Here is a 25,246-nt window from a genome sequence, read left to right on the forward strand (position 1 = left end):
CACGCGATCCTGTCTTCGCCTCACAGCCGCCGCAGAGGCAGCGTCCACGCCAGTGCCGCGGCGGTCGCGGCGAAGGCGCTAACCAGAAGAAAACCGACACGAAAGGCCTCGGCGATACCGGCCCGCATCGCCGGCGTCACCGCCGCCAGGGCCAGCGGGTCGCGGCCCAGCAGCTCGCCCAGCATGCCGGCGGCGTCGTTTCCCGCGAGATTGATCATCATGAAGATCGCCGTACCGACCAGCGCCGTGCCGAAGGCGGCACCGAGCGAGCGCGACAATTGCACCGAGGCGGCCGCGCGGCCCAATTGGTGGGATCCAGCGGCCCATTGCACGGTGATCTGCACCACGCCCATGACGCTGCCCATGAAGAACGAGGTGACGCCGAGCATCACCGAAGCCGTCAGCGGCGAGAGGTTGACGGACAGCACGCCGAAAACCAGCAGGCACAGCGCCGCGAGCGACAGGCCGATGGAGGGAAAGATCGCCGTGCGGCCGGTGCGGCTGACGAGGCGCCCGGTCAGGATGGAGCCGAGACCGATGCAGGCGGTCATCGGCAGCATGACGAAGCCGGTCTGCGCCACCGACATGCCGTGGATCACGCACAGATAGATCGGAATGAAGGTGATCAGCGAAACCACGCTGGCGCCGTGAAGAAAGGCCAGCGCGTCGCTACGCCAGATCGCCGAGCTTCCCAGCAGGCTCAGCGGCAGCAGCGGCACGCTCGCCCGACGCTCGCGCCAGATCAGCAGCGGCAACAGTAGTGCCGTCGCCGCAACAAAGGCTCCCAGGCGCAAGGGCGAAAGGGAGGAGAGGTTCTGCAGCTGTTCCATGGCGATCAGCGCGCAGGAGACGGTGAGCGCGAACAACACGACACCGGCATAGTCGAAACGGAAATTCTCCGCCGGAGTGTGATGGCTGGGAAGCCGCGCCACCAGGATCGCCGCAATCGCGGCGATCGGCAGATTGACCAGGAAGACGGATTGCCAGCCGAAATTCTGGGCCAGTACGCCGCCGAGGACCGGCCCCAGCGTGCTGGCGCTCACTGCCACCGAGGCGGTGTAGCTCTGGAAATGGCCCCGTTGCCGAGGCGGCACGGACTCGCCGATCAGCGCATGCGACAGCGTCATCAGCCCGCCGCCGCCGAGCCCCTGCGCGAAGCGGCCGACCGCCAGCAGCTCGACGCTCGGCGCCAGGGCACACAGCAGCGAGAAGAAGGCGACGAGGCCGAGCGCCACCAGCAGCAGCCGGCGTCGCCCGAAGCTGTCGCCGAGCAGGCCGAACACCGGCGCCGAGATGGTGAGGGCGACGAGATAGCTCACCATGATCCAGGACAGGCGTTCGATGCCGCCGAGTTCCTGGCCGATGCTCGGCAGCGCTGTGGCGACGATGGTCTGGTCCACGACCGCCAGGAACATGGGCAGCATGATGGCCGGAAAGACGGTGAGAAACTGCGTCCGGCCTGTATCGGGAGCGTTCAAGGACTTGGCCTGCTCGGATCGTGTTCGTGCGCCCCGTTCGGGGGCGGGAGTGACAATGCGCCCGGTCGCCCCGCCCCGGTACGGATATCGGCGGCGCTGCGCAAGCGCTGGTGCCTCATGATGCCCTTCGCGTCACCCGGGGATGACCAGCGCGCGAAACGTTTGCTCCACATGCTCGGCGGGCAGATCCGTGGTGATGACGACCAGTTCGGAGGCGGTGACGCCGGAGGCCTCGGCGGTGAACGGTTCCGGCCGGCTCAGGATGGCTCCCACGCCGTGGATGACCATCGGCTCCTCCACGCCGTCGATTCGGACGATGCCCTTCATCCGCAGCAGATTGGACGGCCGGCTCGAATAGAGCAAATCGAGCCAGTTGCGCAGCCGTGGCCAGGAGAGCGGCTCGTCGTGGCGCATGGACCATGACTGGATCTTGCGGTGCATGTTGCTGCCACCCGGGGCCTTGAGCGCGTGCCCGGTGCAGGGAACGTCCGGCGCATGGGTGCAGGCCTCGCCGCCGTCGCAGCGAAACGCGGAACGGCGCGGCGGGCGGGTCATCGGCGGGCCGGCCAGGTCGAGGATCGCCGCCGGCGACGCGGCCTCGTCGTCGCTGGTCAGGATCTCCGCCAGCGGGTTGACCGCGCGCAGCTGGCCGACAAGGTCGAGTACCTGGTCGAGATCGGCGATGTCGCATTTGGTGACGACGCAGAGATCGGCTTGGGCGGCCTGCGCGAGCATCTCGTCGGTACCGGCGATCTGCATGCCGCCGAGCACGCCGTCCACCGTGACGATGACCTTCTCCAGCCGGACCAGGCCGGCGAGGCCTCGCGCCGTCGTCAGGTCCTGGACGATGGCGGTGGGATCGGCGAGGCCGGTGGTCTCGATCACGATGCGCGAGAAGGCCGGCAGTTCGCCGTTCCGCACCCCGGCGAACAGATCGCCGATGACGTCGATCAGGTCCCCGCGCACGGAGCAGCACAGGCACCCGTCCTCCATCAGCAGCACGTTCTCGACCGAGGACTGCACCAGCTTGTGGTCGAGGCCGACCTCGCCGAACTCGTTGATGATCAGCGCGGTGTCCGACAGCTCCGGCGCCGAGAGGAGGCGCCGGAGCAGGGTCGTCTTGCCGCTGCCGAGAAAGCCGGTGAGCAGATAGATCGGCACGGCGGCGTCGCCACCCGGCCGCCATTGCCGCTCCATCATCATGTCCGTTCCTCCTGCCCGCCAGACATCGTCAGGCGCTTTCCTCGACCAGCTTCTGCTTGCGCGAGCGCGCGCCCGACAGGATGGCGACGACCACGAAGACGGCGAACAGCACGAACAGAGCCGCGCTGATCGGGTGCTCAATGAAGATCATCGGATCGCCGTTCGAAATGGTCAGCGACCGGCGGAAGTTCTCCTCGAAGATAGGGCCGAGGACGAGGCCGAGCACCAGCGGCGCCGGCGAGCAGTTGAACTGGCGGGCCACCATGCCGAACAGTCCGAAGAAGGCGGCCAGCAGCACGTCGAAGGTGGAGTTCCGCACGCTGTAGACGCCGATGCAGCAGAACAAAATGATGCCCGGATAGAGGAAGCGATAGGGCGTGGTCAGCATCTTGATCCACACGCCGACCATCGGCAGGTTGAAGATCAGCAGCATCAGATTGCCGATCCACATGCTCGCCACCACGCCCCAGAACAGGTCGGCGTGATTGGTCATCAGCTCCGGTCCCGGCTGAACGCCCTGGATCATCAGCGCGCCCAGCATCATCGCCATGGCCGGACCGGCCGGAATGCCGAGCCCGAGCATCGGGATGAAATGGGTCATCGCGGCGGCATTGTCGGCGGATTCAGGCGCGGCGACGCCCTCGATGGCCCCCTTGCCGAAGCGGGACTTGTCCTTCGCTACCTGCCGCTCCACGGCATAGGCGACGAAGGCGGAGACCAGCGGACCGGTGCCGGGAAGGATGCCCAGCGCCGCGCCGATGCCGGTCCCACGGAAGATGGCGGGAAAGGCCTGCTTGAGATCGGCGAAGCGCGGGAACAGCTCCGAGAACTTCACCGACAGGGCGCCATGGCGCTCCGGCGCCCCGATATGCTGGGTGACCTCGGCGAAGGCGAACAGGCCGACGGCGACCGTCACGAAGTCAACGCCCTCGGCGAGCTCCGGCAGGCCGAAGGTGTAGCGCTCCAGGCCGCTGCCCACGTCGGTGCCGACGGTGCCGATGAGCAGGCCGAGCACGGCCATGCCGAAGGTGGAGAGCGCCGAGCCGTTGGACATCACGGACGCGGTCATCAGCGCGACGGCGATCAGGGCGGTGTATTCGGGGGCGCCGAACAGCAGGCCGGCCTCCGACAGCAGCGGCGAGAACAGGGTGATGACGATGATGCCGACGCAGCCGGCGAAGAAGGAGCCGATCGCCGACACGCACAGCGCGATGCCGGCACGGCCCTGCTTGGCCATGGGATGACCGTCCATGCAAACGACCACCGAGCTCGGCTCGCCCGGCATGTTGAGCATGATGGCGGTCGTCGATCCGGCGTGGTGGGCGCCGTAATAGATGCCGGCGAGCATGATGAGCGCCGACACCGCCGGCACCTGGAAGGTCAACGGCAGCAGCATGGCGATGGTGGTGACCGGGCTGATGCCCGGCAGCACCCCGACCATCGTCCCGATCATCGAGCCGAGAAGACAATAGGTGAGATTCTGCATGGTCAGCGCGATGCCGAAACCATGCGCGAGCTGTGAGAAGATATCCATGAAAGCCTCCCCGGCCCCGGTTCAGAAATTCGGCCAGAGTTCGAGGGGAAGCCCGAGCATCTTCACGAAGATCAACGCGGAGAAGACGATCAGGCCAGTGGCGAGCAGCAGGTATTCGAGCGGGCGTGTCCTGATCTGGCTGTAGCCGATGCACAGCAGGAGCAGCGCCGAGGCGCCCAGGAGGCCGATGCGCTCGACCGTGAAGCCGAAGACGAACACGCCCAGCGCGACCGATAGCGTCGGCATCAGCGGCCAGGCCGCCATTTCTTCCCGCGACGCGGTGGCGAGCGAGGAGATCACCGACAGGACGCCGATGATGCACAGCAGCGAGGAGAGCAGGATGGGGAAATAGCCCGGCCCCATATTCTGCACGGTGCCCATCTGGTAGTGCCGCGCGATGAGGATGCCGGCGGCGCCGATCGCGAGGAACACAAGACCGGAAAAGAACAGTGGGCTGTTATTGGGGCGGCGAGTGGCCGGCCGGGACGGCGGCCCTGGCGGGTGTCCGTGTTGCGACATCGTGAAACTCCCTGGAGGGAGGAGCGCGCGCGACACGGCGCGCTCCCGCTGGCGGTCACCTACGGGGCGACTTCGATATGGTTGTCCTGGATGATCTTGAGCCACTTCGCCCGCTCGGCATCGACGAAGCTGGAGAAGTCTTCCGGCGACTTGCTCGGTGTGGCCTTGATGTACTGGTCGGCCAGCTTCTTCTGCACGTCGGCGTCGTTCATGATGCCGGCGACGGCGCTGTAGAGCTTGTTCACCACTTCCGGCGGCGTCTTCTCCGGCACGAACATGCCGTGCCATGCCGAGGTGCCGATGTCGCCATAGCCCAGCTCCTGCATGGTGGGCACGTCCGGCAGCTCGGGAAGCCGCTCGGTCCAGGTGGTGGCCAGGCCCTTCAGACGGCCGGACCTGATCAGGGGCAGGCCGCTCGCCTCATTGAGGAATTCGAGCTGGATCTCGTTGCCGAGCAGTGCCGGCAGGATCTGGCCGGCGCCCTTATAGGCGATGTGGGTAGCGTCGAGCCCGTTCACCGTCATCAGCCGCAGCATGTCGATCTGCGGGTAGGTGCCGACGCCGCCCGAGCCGTATTTGATGTTCTTCAGTTCGCCCGACTTCATCTTGGCGACGAGATCCTGGATCGACGTGACCGGCAGGTCGCCATTCGCCGACAGGATGCCCGGCACCTGGATCAGGTTGGTGACGCCCTTCAGCTTGATGCCCTTGGTCTTCTCCGGGTCGGTGGCGAAGGTGATGGCGTTGGTCGAGACGTTGCCGACCAGGATCGTGTAGCCGTCCGGATTGGCGTTGTTGACGGTCTGGTTGGCCAGCGCGCCGGTGCCGCCCGGCTTGTTCTCGACGATGACCGGCTGCCCCCAGAGCGCGTTCAGGCGCTCGGCGACGATGCGGGCGGCCGTATCGGTCGGCCCGCCGGGTGGGACGGGCACGACGATCCGGATGGTCTTCGACGGATAGTCGGCCGCCTTGGCCACGCCGGCCGGCAAGGCAAAGGCGGCGACTGACAACAGCCCCACGGCAAGGGTCGATATAAACTGCTTCATTCTATTCCTCCCGATGGTCGCCTCTTGCCGAGATGACCTGCTCGACCTTCGCCAATAAGACGGAGATCTATTATTTCTGATTTTTACAGTTAGTTTTTTATTCTTTCGTTGCGGCATGCATATGCGATGCAACAACGTTTCGACTTATGTTGCTGCAAGTATTGTTCGGATCAATTCACGGCGGGGTGAGCCCTGTCCGCGATCATCAGGCCAATGGCGCGGTACCCAATTCTCGCGCCAGATCATTGAGGCGCTGCAGCAGCGGGGCGGGCAGGGGCACGCCCTGACGCAGCCGTTCGGTGCGACGCGCACTGCGGTTCTCGCCGGGCAGACGGATGGCGTCGACGCCGGGCAGCCGTGCCCCCGCTTTCAGCGCCTCGGCGTGACGACGAACCTCACTCTCGAACTCGGCGAGCGGCCGAAAGCGGTTGACGTCGAGCGCGACGACGAACTGGCCGGTATTGGTCGGCTGGTTGCTGACCGCGTTGAAGTCGACCACGTCCAGCCCCATGGCGGCGCCGTTCAGCGTCCCCGCCAGGAAACCCAGCATGAGAGCGAGGCCGCTGCCCTTGTAGCCGCCGATGGGCAGCAGCAGTCCTTCCGCGCTCTGTCCGGGATCGGTGAGCGGTCCGCCCGAGCGGCGATCGATCATCCAGCCTTCCGGCAACGGCTTGCCGTGCAAGGCGTATTTCTTGATGGTGCCGTAGGATACGACGGTGGTCGCCATGTCCAGCATGAGCAGGTTGCCGTCTCCCGCGGGCAGGCCGATCGCCAGCGGATTGGTGCCGAGCGCGGGCTCGGTGCCACCCCAGATCGCCATGTGGTTGGCGCTGGCGACGGCGGAATAGAGGCCGATCATGCCGTGCTCGACCGGCAGCGCCGCCCAGATCGACGCCGAGCCGGCATGGTTCGAATTGCGGGCGCCGACCCAGCCGATACCGGCCTCTCGTGCCAGTTCTACCGCGGTCTCCGCCGCCTTCTTCATGACGAGATGGCCGAGGCCGTCGCCGCCATCGACAATGGCGGTGGCCGCCGCCGAACGATGCACGGTGATGGACGGCGTCGGATTGATCGCGCCCTGGCGGATCATGGTGGCGTATTGCGGCAGGCGGAAGATGCCGTGCGCGTCGGCGCCGGTCAGGTCTGCCTCCACCAGCAATTGGGACGCGGCTTCGGCATCCGGCTCGCTCACCCCGAGGGCATGCAGCACGCGGGCGGCGAAGGCGGCGAGCGTCGCGGCCGGCAGTACAAGGTCCTCGCTAGCGCGGCGGTTCTCGATGGTGGCGGTGCTCATCACAGCCTCTTCAGGTGTTCGGCGGCGATGGGGCGCGTCTCGCCGCTTTCGATCAGCGTCCGCGTGGCGGCGATGTCGGCGTAGATCCAGAGGATCTTCATCTCCTTGTCGGCGGAGGCATTGATGAATCGATGCGGCAGGTTGGGCGGCAGCCAGGTTGTGTCCATCGGCTTGAGGCGGTGCTGCACTCCGTCGATCTCGGCGATGGCCTCGCCTTCGAGCACCATCACGCTCTCTTCGCAATTGTGGCTGTGCAGCGGGATCGCCGCGCCCGGTGCGAAGATGGTGATCCCGTTGATCAGGCTGCGCGCGCCCAGCGAGGGCACCACCAGCGGGATGGTTTTGGCACCGTTGCCGCGATCCGCAGCCCGGATCTCGTCCGGCCGCAGCACGACTCCCGTAATTTCGCCGTCCGTGCTCACGTTTGCTCCTGACATGTCTTTTTCGCCGGTTCAGACCTGAGCCGGACCGACCCACAGGGTCTTGATGTTGGTGAATTCGCGGATGCCGTAGACGCCGAGCTCGCGGCCGTAGCCGGACTTCTTGATGCCGCCGAACGGCAGCCGGGCATCGGAGGCCACCTGCCCGTTGACGAACACGGCGCCGGCCTCGATGTCGCGGGCGAGGTGGTAGGCGCGGGACAGGTCGCCGGTCCACAGTGCGGCGCCGAGGCCGTATTCGGTGTCGTTGGCGACGGCGACGGCCTGCTCGGCATCCCGCACCCGAATGATCGGGGCGACCGGGCCGAAGATCTCCTCCCGGCAGGCGGTCATGTCGAGCTCGACATGGTCCAGCACCGTGGGCGCATAGAAGGCGCCCGGCCCGGCAATGGCATCCCCGCCAAGGGCCACGTGTGCGCCTTCGCGGACCGATTGCATCACCTGGCGATGCAGGTCGTCGCGGAGGTCGGCGCGGGCGATAGGCCCGACCTGGGTGTCGCGGTCCATCGGGTCGCCGGTACGCAGCGCGCGGACATGCGAGATGAACTGTTCGGTGAAGGCGTCGGCCACCTTCTCCTCAACGATGAAGCGCTTGGCGGCGATGCAGCTCTGCCCGGTGTTCTGGAAGCGGGCGCGGGCGCCGAATTCCGCGGCGCGGGCGATATCGGCATCCGCCAGCACGATGAAGGGATCGGTGCCGCCGAGCTCAAGCACCTGCTTTTTCAGATGCTTGCCCGCCTCCGCCGCGACCAGCTGGCCGACCGGGGTCGAGCCGGTGAGTGTCACCGCCGCGATGCGGTCGTCGCCGATGAGGCCCGCGACGGCGGAAGAGGGAATGAGCAGCGAGCGCGACAGTCCCGCCGGGACGCCGGCATTGACCAGCGCCTGCTCGATCGCCAGGGCGCAACCCGGCACGTTGGCGGCGTGCTTCAGGATGGAGCCGTTGCCTGCCGCGATCGCCGGGGCGAAGAAGCGGAAGAACTGCCAGAACGGGTAGTTCCACGGCATGACGGCGAGGACGACGCCGAGCGGATCGAACACCACCCGGCTCTCGGTGGCGTTGCTCGGGATCAACTCGTCGGCAAGGAAGCGGGGCGCGTGCTCGGCATAGAACTCGCAGGTCCAGGCGCTCTTCTCGATCTCGGCTTCGGCCTCGCGAATGGGCTTGCCCATTTCCTGCGTGATCAGGAGCGCATAGGTGTCTCGTTCGGCGCGCAGCGCCTGCGCGACCTTGCGCAAGAGGGCGCAGCGCTCGACCATGCGGGTCTTGCGCCAGGCTCGCTGGGCGGCGACGGCCTCGCCCAGCGCCTGATCGACATCAGCCGCCGAATGCGGCTCGTAGCGTGCGAGCTCGCCGCCGGTCGCGGGATTGATCGAGAGAAACATGCCATTGCTCACGTTGAGGCCGCAGGCCGCCACCGGCGGCACGATCCGGGCCGCCTAGATTTCAATGAGGTCGAACGGGAAACCGGCCTCCTTGACCTCCGTGTCGGGCACGAGGCGAAGGGGGTTGTCGAGGACGCGGTAACGGCTGCCCATGACGAGCTCGAAAGTCTTTCGGTAGTGATTCACCAGCAGGCTCGATGCCTGATCGGCGTCACGCGCGACGCATCGCTCCATGATGTCGCGATGCGCCTTGACCAGGTTGCGCTGCACCGGGATCGACCCCTTGGCGGAAATCAGCCGCCGGCGCGCGCGATAGCGCGAGGACTGCTCGTACAGCTTGCGACAGAAGCTCAGCAGCCATTCATTGTCGCAGGCGGCCAGCAGGCTGAAGTGGAATTCCTCGTGGCAGGCCGACCATTCGGGGGTCAGCACGAACTTGCCGCCGGCTGCCGCTACCTTGGCGAGGCGATGGAAAGCCAGCACGACACCGTCCTCCCACCGCTGATCGCCCCTGGCGATGGACAGCCGCAGCGCAGCGTCCTCGACCACCAGCCGCGCATCAGTGATCTTCAGGAATTCGGCTTCGTCGAGATCGGCGACGAAGAAGCCCTTCTGCTCCCGCTTCACCGCCAGCCCGTCGGCGCAAAGCCGGTTCAGCGCATCGCGCAGCGGGCTGAGGCCGACGGCATGCTTGGCGCTGAGTTCGGCCGGCAGCAGCTTCTGCCCCGGCGCCAGACTGCCATTGGTGATGTCGGCGTAGATCAGCCCATAGGCCCGCTCGGCCAGGGACGCCGGCTTCTTGTCCTCCAGGTTGCCTCGGGTCGTCATCGCAACACCCCGTGCCGCTCGTCCTCATGAGACGCGAGCGCCGATCCGCTGAAGGCCGCATCGCCGGTGCTCGCCGGCCTGCCGCCCGTTTCGTTATGCATGGCCACGGACACCAGGCCCGTCTCGCCTTCTTCAAGAAGGACATAGGCGCCGTCATCGGTCAACATAATTTATAAATCTCGTTGCCGATTCCAATTTTTTGTATATTTCTCACGCCGTCACACCTCCCTCTTCACGTCCGGAGATCCAGGATGGAAGGCGCACTTTCCAAGAACATGAAGCTTCTTTCCCACGACGTGCTGCGGGGATTCGGCGGCATCGGCGAGGGCATGAGCATGCAGATCGCCGCCGATGGCCGGCGCATCATGTGGGTGGCGCATGAGGGGCCGCCGATGAATTTCACCGGCGTGGACGTAAGCGATCCGCGTCGTCCCTCGGTAGTCGTGCAGACCAGGCTGCCGCACAACAACATGCGGTCGAACTCCCTGGAAGTGTGCGGCGATCTGCTCGCCGTCAGCTACCAGACCGCCAAGCACGGCATGAAGCCGGCCGGGGTCGAACTGTTCGACATATCCGTTCCGGAAAACCCCCGCTCGATTTCGTTCTTCGACATGTCCGGGCCGCATTCGCGCGGCGCCCACTGCCTGTGGTTCGTCGACGGCGAGTTCATCCACTGTTCCGGCGCCGCCGCCGACTTCGTGCCGCGGCACCCACGCGACGACCAGTTCTACATGATCATCGACGTGCGCGACCCGGCCAACCCGCGCGAGGCCGGGCGCTGGTGGCTACCCGGCACCCGCGAGGGCGACGCCGCGCCGCCGCCGCCGCGCCTCAACCCCGTGCCGCTCGATGTCATTCGCGGTGGCGACGCGTTCCGCCTGCACAATGCCAACGTCTATCCCGAGCGTCCCGACCGGGCCTATATCGGCTACATCGATGGCGGCGCCTTCATTCTCGACATTTCCGACAAGTCGGCCCCGAAGGTGGTGAGCGCCTGGAACCCGCATCCGCCCTATCCGGGCTTCACCCACACGGTGATGCCGCTGTTCGAGCGAGGGCTCATCGTCGTCACCGACGAATGCATCCAGGACGACGCCAAGGACTGGCCGAAGCTCACCTGGATGCTGGACGCGCGGCTCGAGACGAACCTGGTGCCGATCGCTACCTTCCCGATCCCGTCGGTGGAGGAATATGGCCACAAGGGTGGGCGCTTCGGCTCGCACAACATTCACGAGAACCGTCCCGGCCCCTCGTTCCGCAGCGAAGAGGTGATCTTCGGCTGCTTCTTCAATGCGGGACTGCGCTTCTACGACATCAAGGACCCGTATCGTCCCGAGACCATCGCCTATTTCGTGCCGCCGGGCCCGGAGAATTCCCGCGTGCCGACCGCGCAGATGAACGACATCTATGTCGACGAGCGCGGGGTGATCTATGCCGGCGAGCGCTGGACCGGCGGTCTCTATTGTCTGGAAGCCAATATCTGACATGAGCCGGCAGAGGATGCGCCCTTGAACCCGCACCATACCGGGCCGTGCGCCGCGATCGTCTATGGCGCGATCCGCGATCCCGGCGTGGCGGCGCGGCACACGCTCGCTGATCTGCGACGGTCGGGCCGCACGCTCGGGCAGGGGGCGGCGCTGGTGAGCGAGGGGACCCCCGCGCTCCGGCTCAATTCGTCGGGCTGGCTGGCCTTGCGGCCGCAGCAGGTCCCCGAACTCGGCACGCAGGCCGACCGCATCGCGTTCTGCGCCGCCCATCTGGCAACGTCCGTATCGCTGTTCGCCGGTCCGCTGCGGTTGTTTCTCGACAACTACATCGCCTTCCTGCAACAGCGGGTGGAGCGAGACCGCGCCGCGCTGGCGGCCAAGCTTCTGGCGGTAGGATTGCCGGCCGCGGGCGGGATGCTGGACTATCGCGACTGGATCTATTCGGGCTTCCTGCCGCTTCCCGGCGCCCATGTCCTTTTGGCGACTGCGGATGGCGAGGTCGCGCCGTCATTCGCCCGCATCGACTGCGCCTTCTGGACCGGCACGCGGCTGGTCGCCGTGCTGTTCGAGAGCCACAACATGCCGTTGCCGAGCGAGAGCCGGGCGCTCGAGCGGATGGAGGCGGAGTTCCCCTTCGTCGACTGCGTTCGTGTTCCCGTGGCGCGGCGCGGCGAGCCCTGGGCCTTCGACGGCCGGCTCGGCGACGCGCTTGCCGGATTCGCAGCGGACGCCGTCCTTCCTTATGGCCTGTTTCGAGCGGGGGGCGGCTTTTCGGAGGCCTTCTAGGGCCTCCGTCGGAGCGGCGGACCTCAGATGTCGTCGCGTAGCGCGTGTGTCGAGGCGTGGAACAGTGCTTCCGGGGTGAGTTCGCCGGCGGTCAGTCCGTCATTGGCGGCATAGCGCAACATGGCGGCGAGCTCGGCGCGATTCTCCTCCAAACCATAGCTCCACAGGCTCTTGCCGAGGATCGCACGGGTCTCAGCGACATTCTCCGCGATCCACGCCAGGCTGATGCGCGGCACGTTCATCTGGTCGAGTTCGCTCAGGGCGTGTTGCTTGGCCCTGGCAAAGGCGCGGAAAATCTCGACGGGCAGCCATGGGTTCTCGTCGACCAGGCGGCGGCGCAACACCAGCCCGTGCATGATCGGAAACAGGCCGGAGGCCCTGAAATAGGCGATCTCGGCCATGCGGTATTCCGGGACAAGCCGCGCGACCTGCGGATGACCGGAGGCGAAACAGGACGGAGGGCGCGTGGCGATGACGGCATCGAGCGCACCCGCCGCCAGCAGGGCGTTCAGCGTCTCTCCCCGGGGGATTGCCTCGACCCGGATGTCGGGTGGCAGGCTGAGTGCCAGTCGCTCGCCGCCGCCCGGCGCCTCAAGCCCTCCTGTGCGCCATCGGATATCCTGCGAGCGCACGCCGTGCTGGTCGCCGAGTATCCCGCGTACCCACAGCCCCACCGTCTGCTGGAATTGCTCGATGCCGACCGTTCTCCCCGCAAGATCCTCCGGGCGGGCGATGCCGCGATCCGTGCGGATGTAGAGCGAGGCATGGCGGAACGCCCGCGACAGGAAGACCGGAAGGCCGACATAGTCGGCGACGCCGCGCGCGCACTGCACGATGTGGCTCGACATCGACATCTCGGCAATGTCGAAGGCCTGCTCGCTCAGGGTGCGACGGAAGATATCCTGCGTCTGGCCGGCAAGGGGAACGATCTCGCAGCCCGCTATGGCGATCCGGCCGTCCAGCAGCGGCGCGGTGCGATCGGTATGTGTGCAGGCCAGTGACAATCTCAGTTTGGTCATGCGGTGTGTCGTCGCCGTGCGCGGCGCGCTCCTTCAGCGGTCCGGTCTTCGAGGCGCGCACGAGGAAGCTTTCCCGCCCGCGCCGGCCGCAACTTGGCCAGAACGACCCCGAGAGGAAAAGGGGAGAAGTGAACCCAATCGTGCTATTGGTTTCAACATGTCCTCCGCGATCCCCCACCCGGCCGGCCACGACGACGCGCTGCATCGCCTGCGCGGCTATCTCGGCGGGCAGCAACTGGGCCTGAACGACCGGCTGCCGCCCGAGCGGGAATTATGCGTGCGGCTCGGCGTCAGCCGTGCCGAGCTCCGCAAGGCGATGGCGGTGCTCGAGGCCGAGGGGCAGGTCTGGCGTCATGTGGGGCGGGGAACGTTCATCGGCGCACGGCCGGTGCTGAATCTCGAGGATGTGCAGTTTCTCGGCAGCGTCACCAGCCCGATGCAGATCCTGGAGGCGCGTGTCGCCATAGAGCCGGAGCTCGCGCGGCTGGCGGCGCTTCACGGCGTCGGATCTGATGTCCACGAGTTGCGGCTGTGCAACCGGCGCTGTCGGGAGGCCAAAAGCTGGCGGGTCTACGAATCGTGGGACAACCGCTTCCACTACGCGGTGGCCGCCGCCAGCAAGAACAAGCTGCTGATGACCCTGTTCGAGACGCTGAATGCTGTGCGCCGCACGTTGGTGTGGAAGACGCTGCGTGTCGGCAGTGCGCCGCCCGGCGACCATGTCAGCTTCTCCGAACATGACGCGTTGTGCGAGGCGATCATCCGGCACGACACGGCGGCGGCGGAGGAGGCGATGCATGCGCATCTTGCCTCGGTTCGCCTGCGGCTGCTGCCGAGCAAGACCGGCGGGCGGCCATAGCTCTTGCGCCGAGGCTCAGGCGCCCGGGTCGGCCGCCAGTCCCGCCGCCTCGATGCCATGGACGGCCGCCGCTTCGTCATTGTCGCCGGTGTCGCCGGAAATGCCGACGGCGCCTATTACCCACCCCTGCGCGTCGCGGACGAGAACGCCGCCCGGCACGGGCACCATGCGGCCCTCGGCGACGGCGGAAACCGCGGTGAAGAACATCGGAGCCTTGCCGGCCCGGCTGGCGAGCGTGCGGGAGCCGAAGCCGAAACCGAGCGTGCCGTACGCCTTCGCGAAAGCGATGTCGTAGCGCAGGATGCCGCACCCATCCTCGCGCTTGGCAACGACGAGATGGCCGCCGGCATCCAGAACCACGACGGTGAGCGGCTCGAGCGGCCGGGCGCGGGCGTCGGTGAGCGTGGCCTCGACGATGGCATTCGCCTGGGCAAGGGTGACGTTGGACATGCAAGGCTCCTCAAGCGGATTGACGAGGTTGGGGGCGGGGAGGCGGGCGAGCAGTGCCCGTGTCTTGAGGAGGCCTTCCGCCGCCACGTCGCGAGCCGGCCGATCCCACAGGGCCGGATTGGGCGCCTCATAGGAAAGGTAGCCCCGATAGCCGGTGGCGCGCAGCAGGCCGAACATCTCGTTCCAGTCGATGACGCCGTCGCCGGGCGGCAGCCGATCGATCGGCCGGCGGACTCCGGATGCCGGCACCGGCGGTGCGTCGCTGTATTGGAAAGCGAAGATTTCTTCGCCTCGCACGCCCTGTAGACTCCGGGCGCCCCCGCCGCTGCGGTGCAGATGGTAGGCGTCGAGAAGCATGCCGCAATGCGCGTGCCCGGCACCTTCGAGAATCTCGCGCAGGACGCCTGCATTGTTGACCAGCGGATGTTGCGAATTGAATTCGAGCGCCAGGCGCAGCCCGTGCTCGGCGACGATGTCGCCGGCGATGCGGGTGGCGTCGACGGCCTGCGCGACCGTTCCCGTCACCAGGCCGGGTGCGCTCATGATCAGGCCGCAGCCCAGTTCGACGGCGATCTCGCAGCTTTCGCGCAACACCGCGAACAGGCGGCGTTGCTCGTCGCCCTCGGCAAAGAACCAGCCATATTCGGTGCCGAGAATCCCGACGGGCATGCCCGAGGCGACGACGATGTCGACCGTCGCCTGTCGGCTCAGGCCGGCTTCGAAACATCGCTCGAAATCGAGCCGTCGCAACTCCACCGCGTCATAACCGGCGGAGCGTGCCGCCTGGAGCATGTCGTTCAGAGGGGTCGTGTCGGTGGTCCAGCTGTGCAGCGCCAGGCGAAAGCCGTTGCTCATCGTTATGCCCCCGGCGGATGGAACGGGGCGATGATAGCTCCGCGGGGCGGCACCGGATGGGTTCGCACGAAAACCAATTTAACTATTGGGCGATCTCACCTTGTGCCAAGGACACTATGATCGGGAGCAGACGGGCGGCGTCATTGCCGCCTCGCGATCAGGGGAACATCATGCAGCTTGCCACGTTCAGCCGCGGTGACGGCAGTTCTGGTGTCGGTATCGTCCAAGGGACGGAACTCGTGGCGCTACGCGATCTGCTGCCGGCCGCGCCGGACGATATGATTGCCGTCATCGAGCAATGGCCCGCTCTCCGCGGCCAGGTTGCCGATGCCCTTCCCGCCGCAGCTCCGCAGTCCCGCCGGCCGCTGTCGGAGGTTGCGTTGCTTCCGCCGGTACCCCGACCGGGCAAGGTCCTGTGCATCGGGCTCAACTACGCACTGCACGCCCGCGAAGGTGGCAATCCGATCCCGGACTATCCGGCCATTTTCGTCCGGGTGCAGTCGTCTCTTGTCGCGCCCGGTGCGCCGGTGCTGCGTCCGCGCGTATCCGACAAACTCGATTACGAATGCGAGCTGGCCATCGTCATAGGACGCCGGGCTCATGACGTGCCGGAGGCGGAGGCGCTGGACTATGTGTTCGGCTATACGATCATGAACGACGTCTCGGTTCGCGACTATCAGCGCAAGTCGACGCAATGGACCGCGGGCAAGAACTTCGATGGCACGGGGCCGCTCGGGCCGGTCATCGCGACGGCGGATGCGCTGCCTCCGGGTGCGCATGGTCTCGGCATCCGTACCCGCCTCAACGGGCAGACAATGCAGGAGAGCGATACGTCGGACATGATCTTCAGCGTGGCGCGGCTTGTCTTTCTGCTGTCGGAGGTGATGACGCTAGAGCCGGGCGACATCATTGCCACCGGCACGCCCTCCGGCGTCGGCTACGCCCGGAAGCCGCCCGTGTGGATGAAGCCGGGGGATCGGGTCGAAGTCGAGATCGACGCCATCGGCACGTTGAGCAACCCTGTCGCGGACAGTCAGTGAACGTTGGCCATTGAAACGAAGGGGAGGCCAGGCGCCGATATCCAGCCGGTTTCCCCTCGTTTCCGACATGGAGCCCCTCCCGCATGGCGGTCACGCCGTCGAGCGCTTCGGCCATCTCCAGAGATGTCCTCGCGTGGCGCTTGACGAGTCCGGTCAGGGGCGACCGGGCCCGGGGGCGATGGCGGCGCTTAACCGTGGATGACGATGGGATCATCCACGGCAGGGAGGGCGCCGAGGCGGCCGCGCCGTTCAGCGTATGGCGATGGGGTTGATGGCAGAACCTACCGCCCCGGTGATCGGCAGCGCCGGTGCGACGAACATGAACTCGTAGGTGGCATCCTCAGCACAATCCTTCGCGAGCTCGTCCAGCTTGAAGATCTCGCCCATCGTCAGGCCCATGATCGGGATGCAGATCCAGTGCCATGGCTGGTTGGCGTCGCTGGTCTCGTTCGGCCGGACCTCGACGCCCCATGTATCGGTGGCAACCGCCGCCACCTGCTTCTCCTGCAGCCAGTCGAGCGTTTCGAAGGCGAGGCCGGGAGCGTCTCCGCCGGGGTAGCCGTCCCAGCTGCCGGCCGCCCATTTCGCTTCCATATGGCCGGTACGGACCAGCAGGTAGTCGCCCTTCCGGACCTCGACGCCCTGGTCCGCGGCGCAGGCGCTCAATATGTCGTTGGTGATCGCGAAGCCATCTTCCAGCCAGTCCACGCCGAGGTGGCGGGCAATGTCGAGCAGCACGCCGCGTCCGACCATCTTCTCCTTGGTCTTCTCGATCCCGCATTTCGCGGCCCCGAAGGACGACACTTCGCGGCAGTCATATCCGTTCCACATATAGTCATTGTAGAAGATGTGCCCGAGGCCGTCCCAGTGCGTGGCCGCCTGAAGCGGCAGCAGGACGAGGTCGTCGGCGGAGCGGATGCCGCGCTTGTCGAGCACGCCGGAATAGGCGTCGGTGCCGGTGCGCAGCATGGTGTGGACAGGGTTGAAGCGCCCCACCGGCGGAAACTTGGTCTTGCCGCCCTGCGGTCCGTTGTTGTCGAGATTGATCGCCAGCGAAAAGACTTTTCCCTTCCGCACCAGGCTGGCAGCGGAGATGATATCGGCGGCGCTCGTATAGTTCAGCGTGCCGATCTCGTCGTTGGCACCCCACTTGTTCCAGTTCTTCAGCCGCTCGGCCGCTTCCCGGATGTCGTTCATCGTCAGATGGGTTTGGCTCGTGTGAACGGCGCTCGATGTCATCTGGCTTTCCTCCCAAGCGTGTTGGCCCGGCATGCGCCCGGCAAGCCACAAAACCGTAGCTGATCAGATTGACTAAATCAAACGTTTGTTTGTATTGATCGCTTGAGCAAGACTGTCGCAAGGTGGTCGGCCCAAGGAAAGTTTTTCAAGGCAACGGGGAGTGAGGGCGATGGCAGCCAAGAGAATTATAAGTGTCGCGGTCACCGGCAACCAAACGACGCTGAAGCAACATCCCGGTCTTCCGTGTACTCCCAGGCAAATCGCGGATGCCTGCATCGAATCCGCCAAGGCCGGTGCCGCGATTGCGCATATCCATGTGCGCTACGAAGATGGCCGGCCGAGCATGGAACTCGATCACTACCGCGAGGTCGTCGATCGCATTCGCTCCTCCTCGACCGATGTGCTGATCAATCTCACCACCGGTCCCGGTCAGCGCTTCGTCCCCAGTCCGGACCAGCCGAGCGTGGCCGCTCCCGGCACGACGCTGGTGCACCCGCTGCGGCGCGTCGAGCACATCATTGCGCTCAAGCCCGACATCTGCAGCCTCGACCTCAACACCATGTGGTCGGGCTCGGCCGTGGTCATCAACACGCCCACCAATGTGAAGATCATGGCGGAAGCGATCTATGAGGCCGGTACCAAGCCGGAGCTCGAAGTGTTCGACAGTGGCGATATCAATCTGGCTCTGGCGCTTCTGAAGGAGGGCGTGTTGAAGAGCCCGCCGCTGTTCCAGATCGTCACCGGTATTCAGTATGGTTTCGCTGGCACGCCGGAGTCGTTGTTCTATGCCCGCTCGCTCCTGCCGCCCGACGCGCAGTGGGCCGCCTTTGGCATAGGACGCATGGCTTTCCCGATGGTCGCGCAAGCCTATCTGCTCGGCGGTCATGTTCGCGTGGGGCTGGAGGACGCGATCAATATCCGCAAGGGGGAACTCGCCGCCAGCAATGCGCAGATGGTCGAGAAGGCGGTCCGCATTCTCGACGACCTCGGTGCCGAGATCGCCACCGTGGACGAGGCCCGCGATATTCTGGGTCTGAAGAAATAGGGGGATCCGCCGGAACGGGCCTGGAGCGTCGGGCCGACGGTCCGACGCTCCAGGCGGCGCGGGGGAGGGCGGTCTACACGTGGATCGGGGCGACGCTTGTCGCCCTGCCGCGGCGCCGGTCGCTCCCGGTCGAAGGCGGCGCTCCCGTGCAGCCTTCAACGAGAGGCGTTCAAGGCGGATCGCTTCCCGGCACTCCCATGAGAGTGGTTTTCAGCATGGCGATGCCGAACAGGAAGATGATCGCACCGGCCATCAGCACGGCCACTTGAACCCCAACGAAGCCGGCGACTGTCGCCGATGCGGCGGCGCCGAGCTGCACGAGGCCCCGGTTCACCAAGAGGATCGACATCACCCTTCCGCGCATGGAGTTGGGGACGCGCATCTGCAGAATGGTGTTGTTCGAGGCGTTGTAAGCGATCTGCATCGCGCCCACTCCAAGCAGGAGAAGGGGGGCGAGCCCGGCTGCGGAGTTGACGGCGAACCCGCATAACAGCGCGCCGAAGGCGATCAGAAAGCCCAGCATGGCGCGCCCGGAAGAGGCCAGCCGCGGCGAAGCCGCCAGTGTGAGGGCGCCGAGCACGGAGCCGGCCGCGGCGCTGGCGGTCAGCAATCCCAGCCCTTCCGGCCCGACGTTGAAGACGGTGTAGGCGAAGAGGGCGAGCAGGGTGAGATAGGGCTGGCCGAAGAAGGTGGGTACCAGCGCGATGAGAACCAGCAGCAGGATGGTTCTGTCCTCCCGGACATAGGTCACGCCCTCGACGATGCTCTGATGAAGCGAGCGGTCCGGAACCTTGCGCTCCGCCGAGGGGAACTTCATGGCGGCGAGCGTCCAGATCACGACGATGAAGCTGAGGCCATTGAGAAGGAAGCAAGCTCCGGTGCCGAGCCAGGCGATGATGATTCCCGCTACTGCCGGTCCGACGATCTTGGTGACGTTGATGGTAAGGGAGTTCAGCGCGACCGCATTCGGCAGGTCATGAGCCGGCACCAGTTCGGGGATCAGCGAGTGCCGGGCCGGCAGATTTATCGAGATCACGATGCCGCGCGCCGTGGCGATCAGAAGTATCGCCGGGATGGAGGCGGTGTCGGTAAAGACCAGTCCGCTGAGAACGAACGCCAGCACCATGGCGGAGCTCTGTGTAACCATCATCAGGCGCCGGCGCTCCACCCGGTCGGCGAGCGCGCCTCCGACCAGCGTGAACACCAGGATCGGCAATCCACGGCATAGATTGACAAGCGCGAGGTCGAACGGAGATCCGCTCGAACTGACCACCAGCCAGTTGAGGGCGACCTGGTCCATCCAGTCGCCGGTGTGGGAAAGCAGGGTTCCCGACCACAGGAGGCGATAATTTCGCTGCGACAGTGCCGAGAAAGTGCGCCTGAACCAGCGCACCACAAGCGACTTCACGGCATCTACCTCATCATTCCCGGCGAGGCGTCGTCGATGGTTTCGACGACGCGCGAGGCGTGGCGGCCGACGGCGGAGCAACTGGCGCGGCGAGGGATGGCCGACGCAGCATGGTGCCGTAGCTCACCTCGCATAAGTTGGCATATTGTCTGGACTTTTAAATCGGCGATGGTGAATTCGTCAACCGGAAACGCAGTGCGGTGCCAATGGAGAGATGTCTGGGGCGCTTCCGGTGGTGGAACCTCTTGGTTGGTGCTTCACGCCGCTCGCAAGCTGACGGGCCCATCTCGATCATGGGGGGCAGATCCAAGGTGCGATTCTTTCTGACCCATCATTTGTCTGGACCTGTAGATCTGAGATTGCTACGTTTCGGGGCGCTGTCCTCACTAGGCGCTTCACCGGCCAGAACTGCGAATGCTCAAGCCTCCGGAACCGCGCCCGACCCGCCTGCGCATGATTCTTCCCATGGTTCCGTGCATTGCGGGCTATTTCTTTTCGTACTTCCTGAGAAACGCCAATCTGGCCACGGCGGACGGCATCAGCGCTTCGATGTCGCTGTCGACCTCGGTGATGGGTCTGCTCACCGCAGCCTATTTCTTGGCGGCAACCTTCATCATTCTTCCGCTCGGCTTCTTACTCGATCGCTACGGTCCACGTGTCCTGCTGACCTCCGAGTTTCTGCTCTCGGGGACAGCTGCGCTGTTCTTTGCGCGCAGCGAAACGTTGCTCGAACTCATCATCTGGCGTGCCGTGATGGGCATCGGCATGTCCGGCGCGCTGATCACTGGCGTCACCGTCGTCGCGATGACCATTCCTCCCCATCGGCGGGCGACCTGGAATGGCATCATTCTCGCGGGCGGTGGCCTTGGCATCATCGCCTCCGGCGCGCCCACGGTCGCTTTCGTCGCCGAATGGGGATGGCGGGCCCTGTTCCTGCTTGCCGGGACGGCATGTCTCATGGTGGCCTGTCTGGCCCTGGCCTTGCTCCCGCGGCGCTCCGCCTCCTCCATCCATATGCGGCGGCGGAAGCTGAGAGACCTGAAGGAGGTCTATCGCAGCCCGTTGTTCCAAAGGCTCGCGCCGCTCTGCTCGCTCACCCTTGCATGCTTCTTCTCGCTCTCGGGGCTGTGGGCGATTCCGGTCATGCGGGACGTCGGAGGGTTGAGCCCGGCGGAAATTCCGCCCCTCGTTTTCGCCTATTCGGTCGCGTCCTTTGTCGGCCTTTTGCTGGCGGGCTCGCTGAGTGACTACCTGCAACGCCTTGGCGCTTCCGATCAGGCGGTGGTCGTGACGCTGGCGACGCTGCTGATCGTGAGCCAGTCCATGCTGGTTCTGGGCTGGGGCGCGGGCTCCTATCCGCTCTGGATCGTCATCGGCTCCCTGGGAAATATCGGTACGCTGATCTATCCGATACTGACGCGTCACTTCGATGCGTCGCTGCTGGGCCGCGCTTTCAGCGCGTTCAGCCTTTTCAACTTCATAGGGACGTTCACCATCCAATCGTCATTCGGCATGGTGGTTGAGTTCGGGCAGCATGCGATGGGGAGCGACGACCCGACACGACCCTATCGCCTCGCTCTTGGCGCCATGGTGACGCTGCAGCTTGCGGCCTTGCTCTGGTATCACGCCCGCCGGCCGCGAATGGCCGCTGGTGATCTCGATGACTAGAGCCTGAGAACGAAGCGCGACAGCGCGGCCTCATCGACCGTGACGCCCAGCCCCGGCCGGTCGGAGGGCTCGATATGGCCGTCAATGATCGAGATCGGTTCGACGCAGGGATCGCTGGCCAGGTACTGGTTGGTGACGCTCACATCCCAGTCGATCTGCGGCAGCCCCACCGCCAGATGCGCGATGGCCGCCGCAGCGACGGAGGTTTCCGCGGTCTTGCAGGCAAGATTGACGTGCATGCCGAGAGCGGCTGTTCGGAGCCCCGCCTCGACGGTTCGTCCGATCCCGCCGAGCTTGATCGTCTTCAGGCTGACGCCTCGTGCGGCGCCGGCGTTATGATGCCGTTCGATGTCGTCCAGCGAATGGATGCCTTCGTCGGCCCCGATGGGGATGGACGCTTCCAGAGCCGTGGCGCGCATCGCGTCAAGGTCGCCGGCACTCACCGGCTGCTCGAAGAAGTCGACGCCGGCCTCGGCCGCCCCGCGTGCGAAGGCGAGCGCTTCGTCGCGATCGTACCCCTGATTGGCATCGGCCGAGACCCGTATGCCGCGCCCGAGCTCGGCGCGAATATCGGCGCAACGGGCGAGGTCTCGCGGCACGCGTTCCTGCGTGCCCGCCCCGACCTTCACCTTGAAGGCCACGAAGCCGTCATCGGCCTTGCGGCGTGCCTGGGCGCGCTCGTCGTCGATCGGCCCGCCGAGCATATAGAGGATCGGTGCCGTGCGACGCGCCCTCGCGCCGAGAAAGGCATAGAGCGGGACCCCCGCCGCCTGTGCGGCGAGGTCGTGCAGCGCCATGTCGAGCGCCGACTTCGCGCCATTATTGCCGTAGATCCAGCTGTCGAGCCGCCGCGAGAAGGCATCGATCTCCTCGATTTCTGCCGTCTCGACGCGCGACTTTATGAAATCCAGCGCCGCGACCATGCCGGGCAGCGTCTCCCCGGTCATTGTGGGGGCCGACGCGGCCTCGCCCCATCCGACCCGACCCTGGTCGTCTTCCAGTCGCACCAGGACGTTCTCGGCATGGCTGACGACGATGCCGGCCATCTTGAGCGGCTCGCGCAGCGGCATCTGGACAGGGAGGACGGTCATGGAGACGAGGCGCATTGCTTGTTCCAGGCGATGGCCGGCTATACCGGCTCCCAGTGGCGCTGCAGTTCGAGCGTGAAGGCAAACCGATTGGCCGGGTGCACCGTGTAGGTCACCAGAAAGACCTTCCCGTCGCTGCCCGTATAGCGACGGATCATGTTCAGGGCGGGCGTGCCCACCTCGAGCTCCAGAGGCTTGCTCAGCTCATCGGTGATCTGCCCGGCGAAGATCTCGACGCGTGCATTCATGATGGGGTGGTCGAAATGACTCTCGATCTGGCTGTAGACCGGCTCTCCGCGCGGGTTGGGCAGGTCGAACACCGATTCAAAGCGCGGCAGGACGAAGATGTCCGACGCGGAGATCGGCCATTTCGATCCACGGCTGAGCCGAATGCCTTTCACCCGCACCCATTCGTCGCCGGGGCTGCAGGAGAGCATGTGCGCCTGCTCGGCATTGACCTTGAGCTTCTGGCGGAAGAAGTCCCGGCGGTAGGTTTCGGACGGGTAGCGCAGCAGTTCCGTCATCGAGCTCAGCGACTGGACGAAGCACTCGCGAGGGCGCGAGGCGATGACGATGGTCCCGACCCCCCGGCGGCGCTCGATCATTCCCATGTCGAGAAGAGACTGTAGCGCCTGACGAACGGTAAATCGGCTGACATCGAACATTTCGCAGAGCGCGAGTTCCGTCGGTAGCAGCTTATCGACCGGATACTTGCCCGATCGAATATCATTGACCAGCTGCGCCTTGATCTCGGCGTGTCGCGTGCTGTGTGTCTCGTCGCCTTCGTCGTTCGTCGAAGGAACAATCTTGAACTTGCTGCCTGGCTTCATTGTAGTTTCCCGGTGAATGGCGCGTGCCACGAAGAAGACAGCCTTCCGAAAGCTTTATAATACCGAGAACTGTTCAATATGTCCATACAAAGTTGGGTGTGAAGAGGCGCGGCCGGCTATCCGGTGCCGGCCGGCAGGCGTTCGAGGCGCGCATAGGCGTCGATGGCTGCCGGCGCAAAGCCGGATCGCCGCATGACGGCCTCGTCGACGGGCACCGGCCAGGTCAATCCTTCCAGCGCCTCGTCCACGGAGAACGGGGCGAAGACCTCCACGAGTGCCATCTCGCCGCACCGGAACGAGAAACGTCCGCGCCCGGTAATCAGCGCCGAGGGGCCGCCGCGCAGGCCCGCGGCGGCGCGCTCGTCTCCGACCAGCAGATGGCCCGGGCTGGTGACGAAATCCACCTTGGGCACGAGGCGGCGGGGCTCGTGCGGCATCAGGATGACGAAGCGGTTGGCGAGGCTCGCAATATCGTGCGCTCCACCGCTGCCGACGAGGCGCAGGCGAGGCGCTTCGTAATCTCCTATGACCGTGCTGTTGAGATTGCCGAACCGGTCCACCTGCGCCGCCGAGAGCAGGCCGAGATCGATGCGGCCAGCCTGAAGTTCGCCGAAGACGTCGAGGCAGTCGCCCAGCATCGCCGCGTTCTCGGCGATGCACGGGCTGCCGGTGGAAAGCGGCGGCACCCGAGGATCGGCGCCGATGGCTCCCGACTCAAAGATGAGATGCGCCCTCGGGGCATGTGTGCGTTTCGCCAGCATCGCCGCCAGCGAGGGAAGACCGATGCCGACAAAGCAGGTCTCGTCGTCGCTCAATTCGAGTGAGGCGGCGAGGGCAAGATTGCGGCTCTCGATGTCGGCGGTCATTGGCGACCTCCGGGGCCATGATGCACGGGCCAACTCAGATCGGAGATCGGCAATTTGCCAAGATAGGCCTCCCGGTCCGCCACGCCGTGGACATGCGCGGCGAGAAAGGCGTCGAGGTCGTCCGGCCGGCGCGACAGCCGGTCATATTCGGCGAAGCGGGCATCGTCGCGCGTGTAGTAGCCGTGGACATAGGAAGGGTGCGCCCCTCCGGGAACGACGCACAGTGCCGTGACCCGGTGGGCCGGCAGCACGGTGAGTTCCGGCGAGCGGCGGACCCGTTCGGCGGGGACGATTTCCTCGACCGTCGCGATGATCCTGCGGCTGGCGAGCGCGCCCTCGCATGTGTCGCCATCGATGCCCCAGAGCTGGACATTGCCGTCCTCATCCGCGCGCTGCGCGTGGACGAGCGCCACATCGGGACACAGGCCCGGCACGGCGGTAAGAAGCGCGCCGGTATAGGGGCAGGTGAGCGTGGCGAGATCCGCTATGTGCTTCGGCATGTCGCCGGCCCGCAAGGCCCGGGTCGGCAGGAACGGCACGCCGATGCGTCCGGCGTGGAACCGCAGGGTCAGGGTGAAATTCGTCCATTCCTCGAGCGTCAGTGAGCCGGCCTCCAGCGCGCGACGAAAGGCGTGCGCGAGGCCGATGCCGGGATTGCCGACATAGCCGACGATGAGCCGGGCAACGCAGCCACCGGCGATCAACTGGTCGATCAGGATGTCGGCGCCGGTACGTGTGAGCGTGAGGTTCCGCTTGCCCTGGCGGATGATCTCATGGCCGGAAGCAAAGGGGACGCAGTGGCCGAACCCTCCGACGAAAACCGTGGCCCCGTCGTCGACATGATCGCGCACCGCCTGCGCCAGCGTGGTCGCCGCCAT

At 65.8% G+C, this 25,246-nt stretch carries 24 protein-coding genes and 1 pseudogene; 6 read left to right on the top strand and 19 right to left on the bottom strand.

Going from position 1 to position 25,246, the window contains the following annotated elements:
- Nucleotides 1-20 precede the first annotated feature (20 nt).
- The 10 genes from KHC28_RS02200 to KHC28_RS02245 form a co-directional block, all read right to left on the bottom strand.
- Complete coding sequence (locus KHC28_RS02200) at nt 21-1,478, bottom strand: MFS transporter (protein WP_246564153.1); 1,458 nt, start codon at nt 1,476-1,478, stop codon at nt 21-23.
- A 132-nt stretch (nt 1,479-1,610) separates the two neighbouring features.
- Nucleotides 1,611-2,681 (bottom strand): CobW family GTP-binding protein, encoded by a 1,071-nt coding sequence (locus tag KHC28_RS02205; protein ID WP_214006695.1) that lies wholly within the window; start codon nt 2,679-2,681, stop codon nt 1,611-1,613.
- A 28-nt stretch (nt 2,682-2,709) separates the two neighbouring features.
- Nucleotides 2,710-4,215, bottom strand: coding sequence for a tripartite tricarboxylate transporter permease (locus KHC28_RS02210; RefSeq protein ID WP_214006696.1), 1,506 nt, complete (start codon nt 4,213-4,215; stop codon nt 2,710-2,712).
- A 21-nt stretch (nt 4,216-4,236) separates the two neighbouring features.
- Nucleotides 4,237-4,734, bottom strand: a complete 498-nt coding sequence (locus KHC28_RS02215; RefSeq protein WP_214006697.1) for a tripartite tricarboxylate transporter TctB family protein — start codon at nt 4,732-4,734, stop codon at nt 4,237-4,239.
- 59 nt (nt 4,735-4,793) lie between these two features.
- Nucleotides 4,794-5,780, bottom strand: coding sequence for a Bug family tripartite tricarboxylate transporter substrate binding protein (locus KHC28_RS02220; protein WP_214006698.1), 987 nt, complete (start codon nt 5,778-5,780; stop codon nt 4,794-4,796).
- A gap of 205 nt (nt 5,781-5,985) precedes the next feature.
- Entirely contained in the window at nt 5,986-7,074 is a 1,089-nt protein-coding gene (locus KHC28_RS02225) for an Ldh family oxidoreductase (RefSeq protein ID WP_214006699.1), read from the bottom strand.
- Entirely contained in the window at nt 7,074-7,496 is a 423-nt protein-coding gene (locus tag KHC28_RS02230) for a cupin domain-containing protein (protein WP_312893052.1), read from the bottom strand. The genes KHC28_RS02225 and KHC28_RS02230 overlap by 1 nt, the downstream gene beginning before the upstream one ends.
- A gap of 30 nt (nt 7,497-7,526) precedes the next feature.
- Nucleotides 7,527-8,900 (bottom strand): NAD-dependent succinate-semialdehyde dehydrogenase, encoded by a 1,374-nt coding sequence (locus KHC28_RS02235; RefSeq protein WP_214006701.1) that lies wholly within the window; start codon nt 8,898-8,900, stop codon nt 7,527-7,529.
- Nucleotides 8,901-8,954: 54 nt separating this feature from the next.
- On the bottom strand, nt 8,955-9,728 hold the full coding sequence (locus tag KHC28_RS02240) for a GntR family transcriptional regulator (protein ID WP_214006702.1): 774 nt from the start codon (nt 9,726-9,728) through the stop codon (nt 8,955-8,957).
- Entirely contained in the window at nt 9,725-9,895 is a 171-nt protein-coding gene (locus KHC28_RS02245; protein ID WP_214006703.1) for a hypothetical protein, read from the bottom strand. Before KHC28_RS02245 ends, KHC28_RS02240 begins: the two co-directional genes overlap by 4 nt.
- Before the next feature lie 84 nt (nt 9,896-9,979).
- Between KHC28_RS02245 and KHC28_RS02250 the strand changes: the two genes are divergently transcribed.
- Together KHC28_RS02250 and KHC28_RS02255 are read left to right on the top strand one after the other, a co-directional pair.
- Nucleotides 9,980-11,212 carry an LVIVD repeat-containing protein gene (locus KHC28_RS02250; RefSeq protein WP_246564155.1) on the top strand — a complete coding sequence of 411 codons (1,233 nt, stop codon included), beginning with the start codon at nt 9,980-9,982 and terminating at the stop codon, nt 11,210-11,212.
- Nucleotides 11,213-11,236: 24 nt separating this feature from the next.
- Nucleotides 11,237-12,001, top strand: coding sequence for a hypothetical protein (locus KHC28_RS02255; RefSeq protein WP_214006704.1), 765 nt, complete (start codon nt 11,237-11,239; stop codon nt 11,999-12,001).
- A 23-nt stretch (nt 12,002-12,024) separates the two neighbouring features.
- Here KHC28_RS02255 and KHC28_RS02260 read toward each other — a convergent pair whose 3' ends face one another.
- Nucleotides 12,025-13,020 (bottom strand): substrate-binding domain-containing protein, encoded by a 996-nt coding sequence (locus KHC28_RS02260; protein WP_214006705.1) that lies wholly within the window; start codon nt 13,018-13,020, stop codon nt 12,025-12,027.
- On the opposite strand from KHC28_RS02260, the gene KHC28_RS02265 reads away from it, so the two are divergent.
- Entirely contained in the window at nt 12,989-13,879 is an 891-nt protein-coding gene (locus tag KHC28_RS02265) for a FadR/GntR family transcriptional regulator (RefSeq protein WP_312893053.1), read from the top strand. The two genes, KHC28_RS02260 and KHC28_RS02265, sit on opposite strands and share 32 nt — an antisense overlap.
- Before the next feature lie 15 nt (nt 13,880-13,894).
- On the opposite strand, the gene KHC28_RS27195 is transcribed toward KHC28_RS02265, so the two are convergent.
- A complete protein-coding gene (locus tag KHC28_RS27195; RefSeq protein WP_246564208.1) occupies nt 13,895-14,329 on the bottom strand; it encodes a GlcG/HbpS family heme-binding protein in 435 nt (144 codons plus the stop codon).
- Between the two features lie 81 nt (nt 14,330-14,410).
- A pseudogene (locus KHC28_RS27200) lies at nt 14,411-15,184 on the bottom strand (sugar phosphate isomerase/epimerase family protein); the annotation flags it as partial.
- 170 nt (nt 15,185-15,354) lie between these two features.
- On the opposite strand from KHC28_RS27200, the gene KHC28_RS02275 reads away from it, so the two are divergent.
- Nucleotides 15,355-16,224: a fumarylacetoacetate hydrolase family protein gene (locus KHC28_RS02275; RefSeq protein WP_214006707.1), complete on the top strand. Its 870-nt coding sequence runs from the start codon at nt 15,355-15,357 to the stop codon at nt 16,222-16,224.
- 249 nt (nt 16,225-16,473) lie between these two features.
- On the opposite strand, the gene KHC28_RS02280 is transcribed toward KHC28_RS02275, so the two are convergent.
- Nucleotides 16,474-17,463 (bottom strand): cyclase family protein, encoded by a 990-nt coding sequence (locus KHC28_RS02280; RefSeq protein WP_246564157.1) that lies wholly within the window; start codon nt 17,461-17,463, stop codon nt 16,474-16,476.
- 169 nt (nt 17,464-17,632) lie between these two features.
- Between KHC28_RS02280 and KHC28_RS02285 the strand changes: the two genes are divergently transcribed.
- On the top strand, nt 17,633-18,508 hold the full coding sequence (locus tag KHC28_RS02285; protein WP_214006708.1) for a beta-keto acid cleavage family enzyme: 876 nt from the start codon (nt 17,633-17,635) through the stop codon (nt 18,506-18,508).
- A gap of 169 nt (nt 18,509-18,677) precedes the next feature.
- Here KHC28_RS02285 and KHC28_RS02290 read toward each other — a convergent pair whose 3' ends face one another.
- Entirely contained in the window at nt 18,678-19,916 is a 1,239-nt protein-coding gene (locus tag KHC28_RS02290; protein ID WP_214006709.1) for an MFS transporter, read from the bottom strand.
- 414 nt (nt 19,917-20,330) lie between these two features.
- Between KHC28_RS02290 and KHC28_RS02295 the strand changes: the two genes are divergently transcribed.
- Nucleotides 20,331-21,584, top strand: a complete 1,254-nt coding sequence (locus tag KHC28_RS02295) for an MFS transporter (protein WP_214006710.1) — start codon at nt 20,331-20,333, stop codon at nt 21,582-21,584.
- Here KHC28_RS02295 and KHC28_RS02300 read toward each other — a convergent pair.
- From KHC28_RS02300 to KHC28_RS02315, 4 genes are all read right to left on the bottom strand, one after another.
- The gene (locus tag KHC28_RS02300; RefSeq protein ID WP_214006711.1) at nt 21,581-22,690 is read right to left on the bottom strand and encodes a mandelate racemase/muconate lactonizing enzyme family protein; all 1,110 of its coding nucleotides are present in this window, start codon (nt 22,688-22,690) and stop codon (nt 21,581-21,583) included. The two genes, KHC28_RS02295 and KHC28_RS02300, sit on opposite strands and share 4 nt — an antisense overlap.
- A 23-nt stretch (nt 22,691-22,713) precedes the next feature.
- Nucleotides 22,714-23,502 carry a GntR family transcriptional regulator gene (locus tag KHC28_RS02305; RefSeq protein ID WP_214006712.1) on the bottom strand — a complete coding sequence of 263 codons (789 nt, stop codon included), beginning with the start codon at nt 23,500-23,502 and terminating at the stop codon, nt 22,714-22,716.
- A gap of 116 nt (nt 23,503-23,618) precedes the next feature.
- The gene (locus KHC28_RS02310) at nt 23,619-24,368 is read right to left on the bottom strand and encodes a CoA-transferase subunit beta (RefSeq protein WP_214006713.1); all 750 of its coding nucleotides are present in this window, start codon (nt 24,366-24,368) and stop codon (nt 23,619-23,621) included.
- Nucleotides 24,365-25,246 carry a CoA transferase subunit A gene (locus tag KHC28_RS02315; protein ID WP_214006714.1) on the bottom strand — a complete coding sequence of 294 codons (882 nt, stop codon included), beginning with the start codon at nt 25,244-25,246 and terminating at the stop codon, nt 24,365-24,367. The genes KHC28_RS02310 and KHC28_RS02315 overlap by 4 nt, the downstream gene beginning before the upstream one ends.

Origin of the sequence: Ancylobacter sonchi (assembly GCF_018390695.1) — a bacterium.
GTDB lineage: Bacteria > Pseudomonadota > Alphaproteobacteria > Rhizobiales > Xanthobacteraceae > Ancylobacter > Ancylobacter sonchi.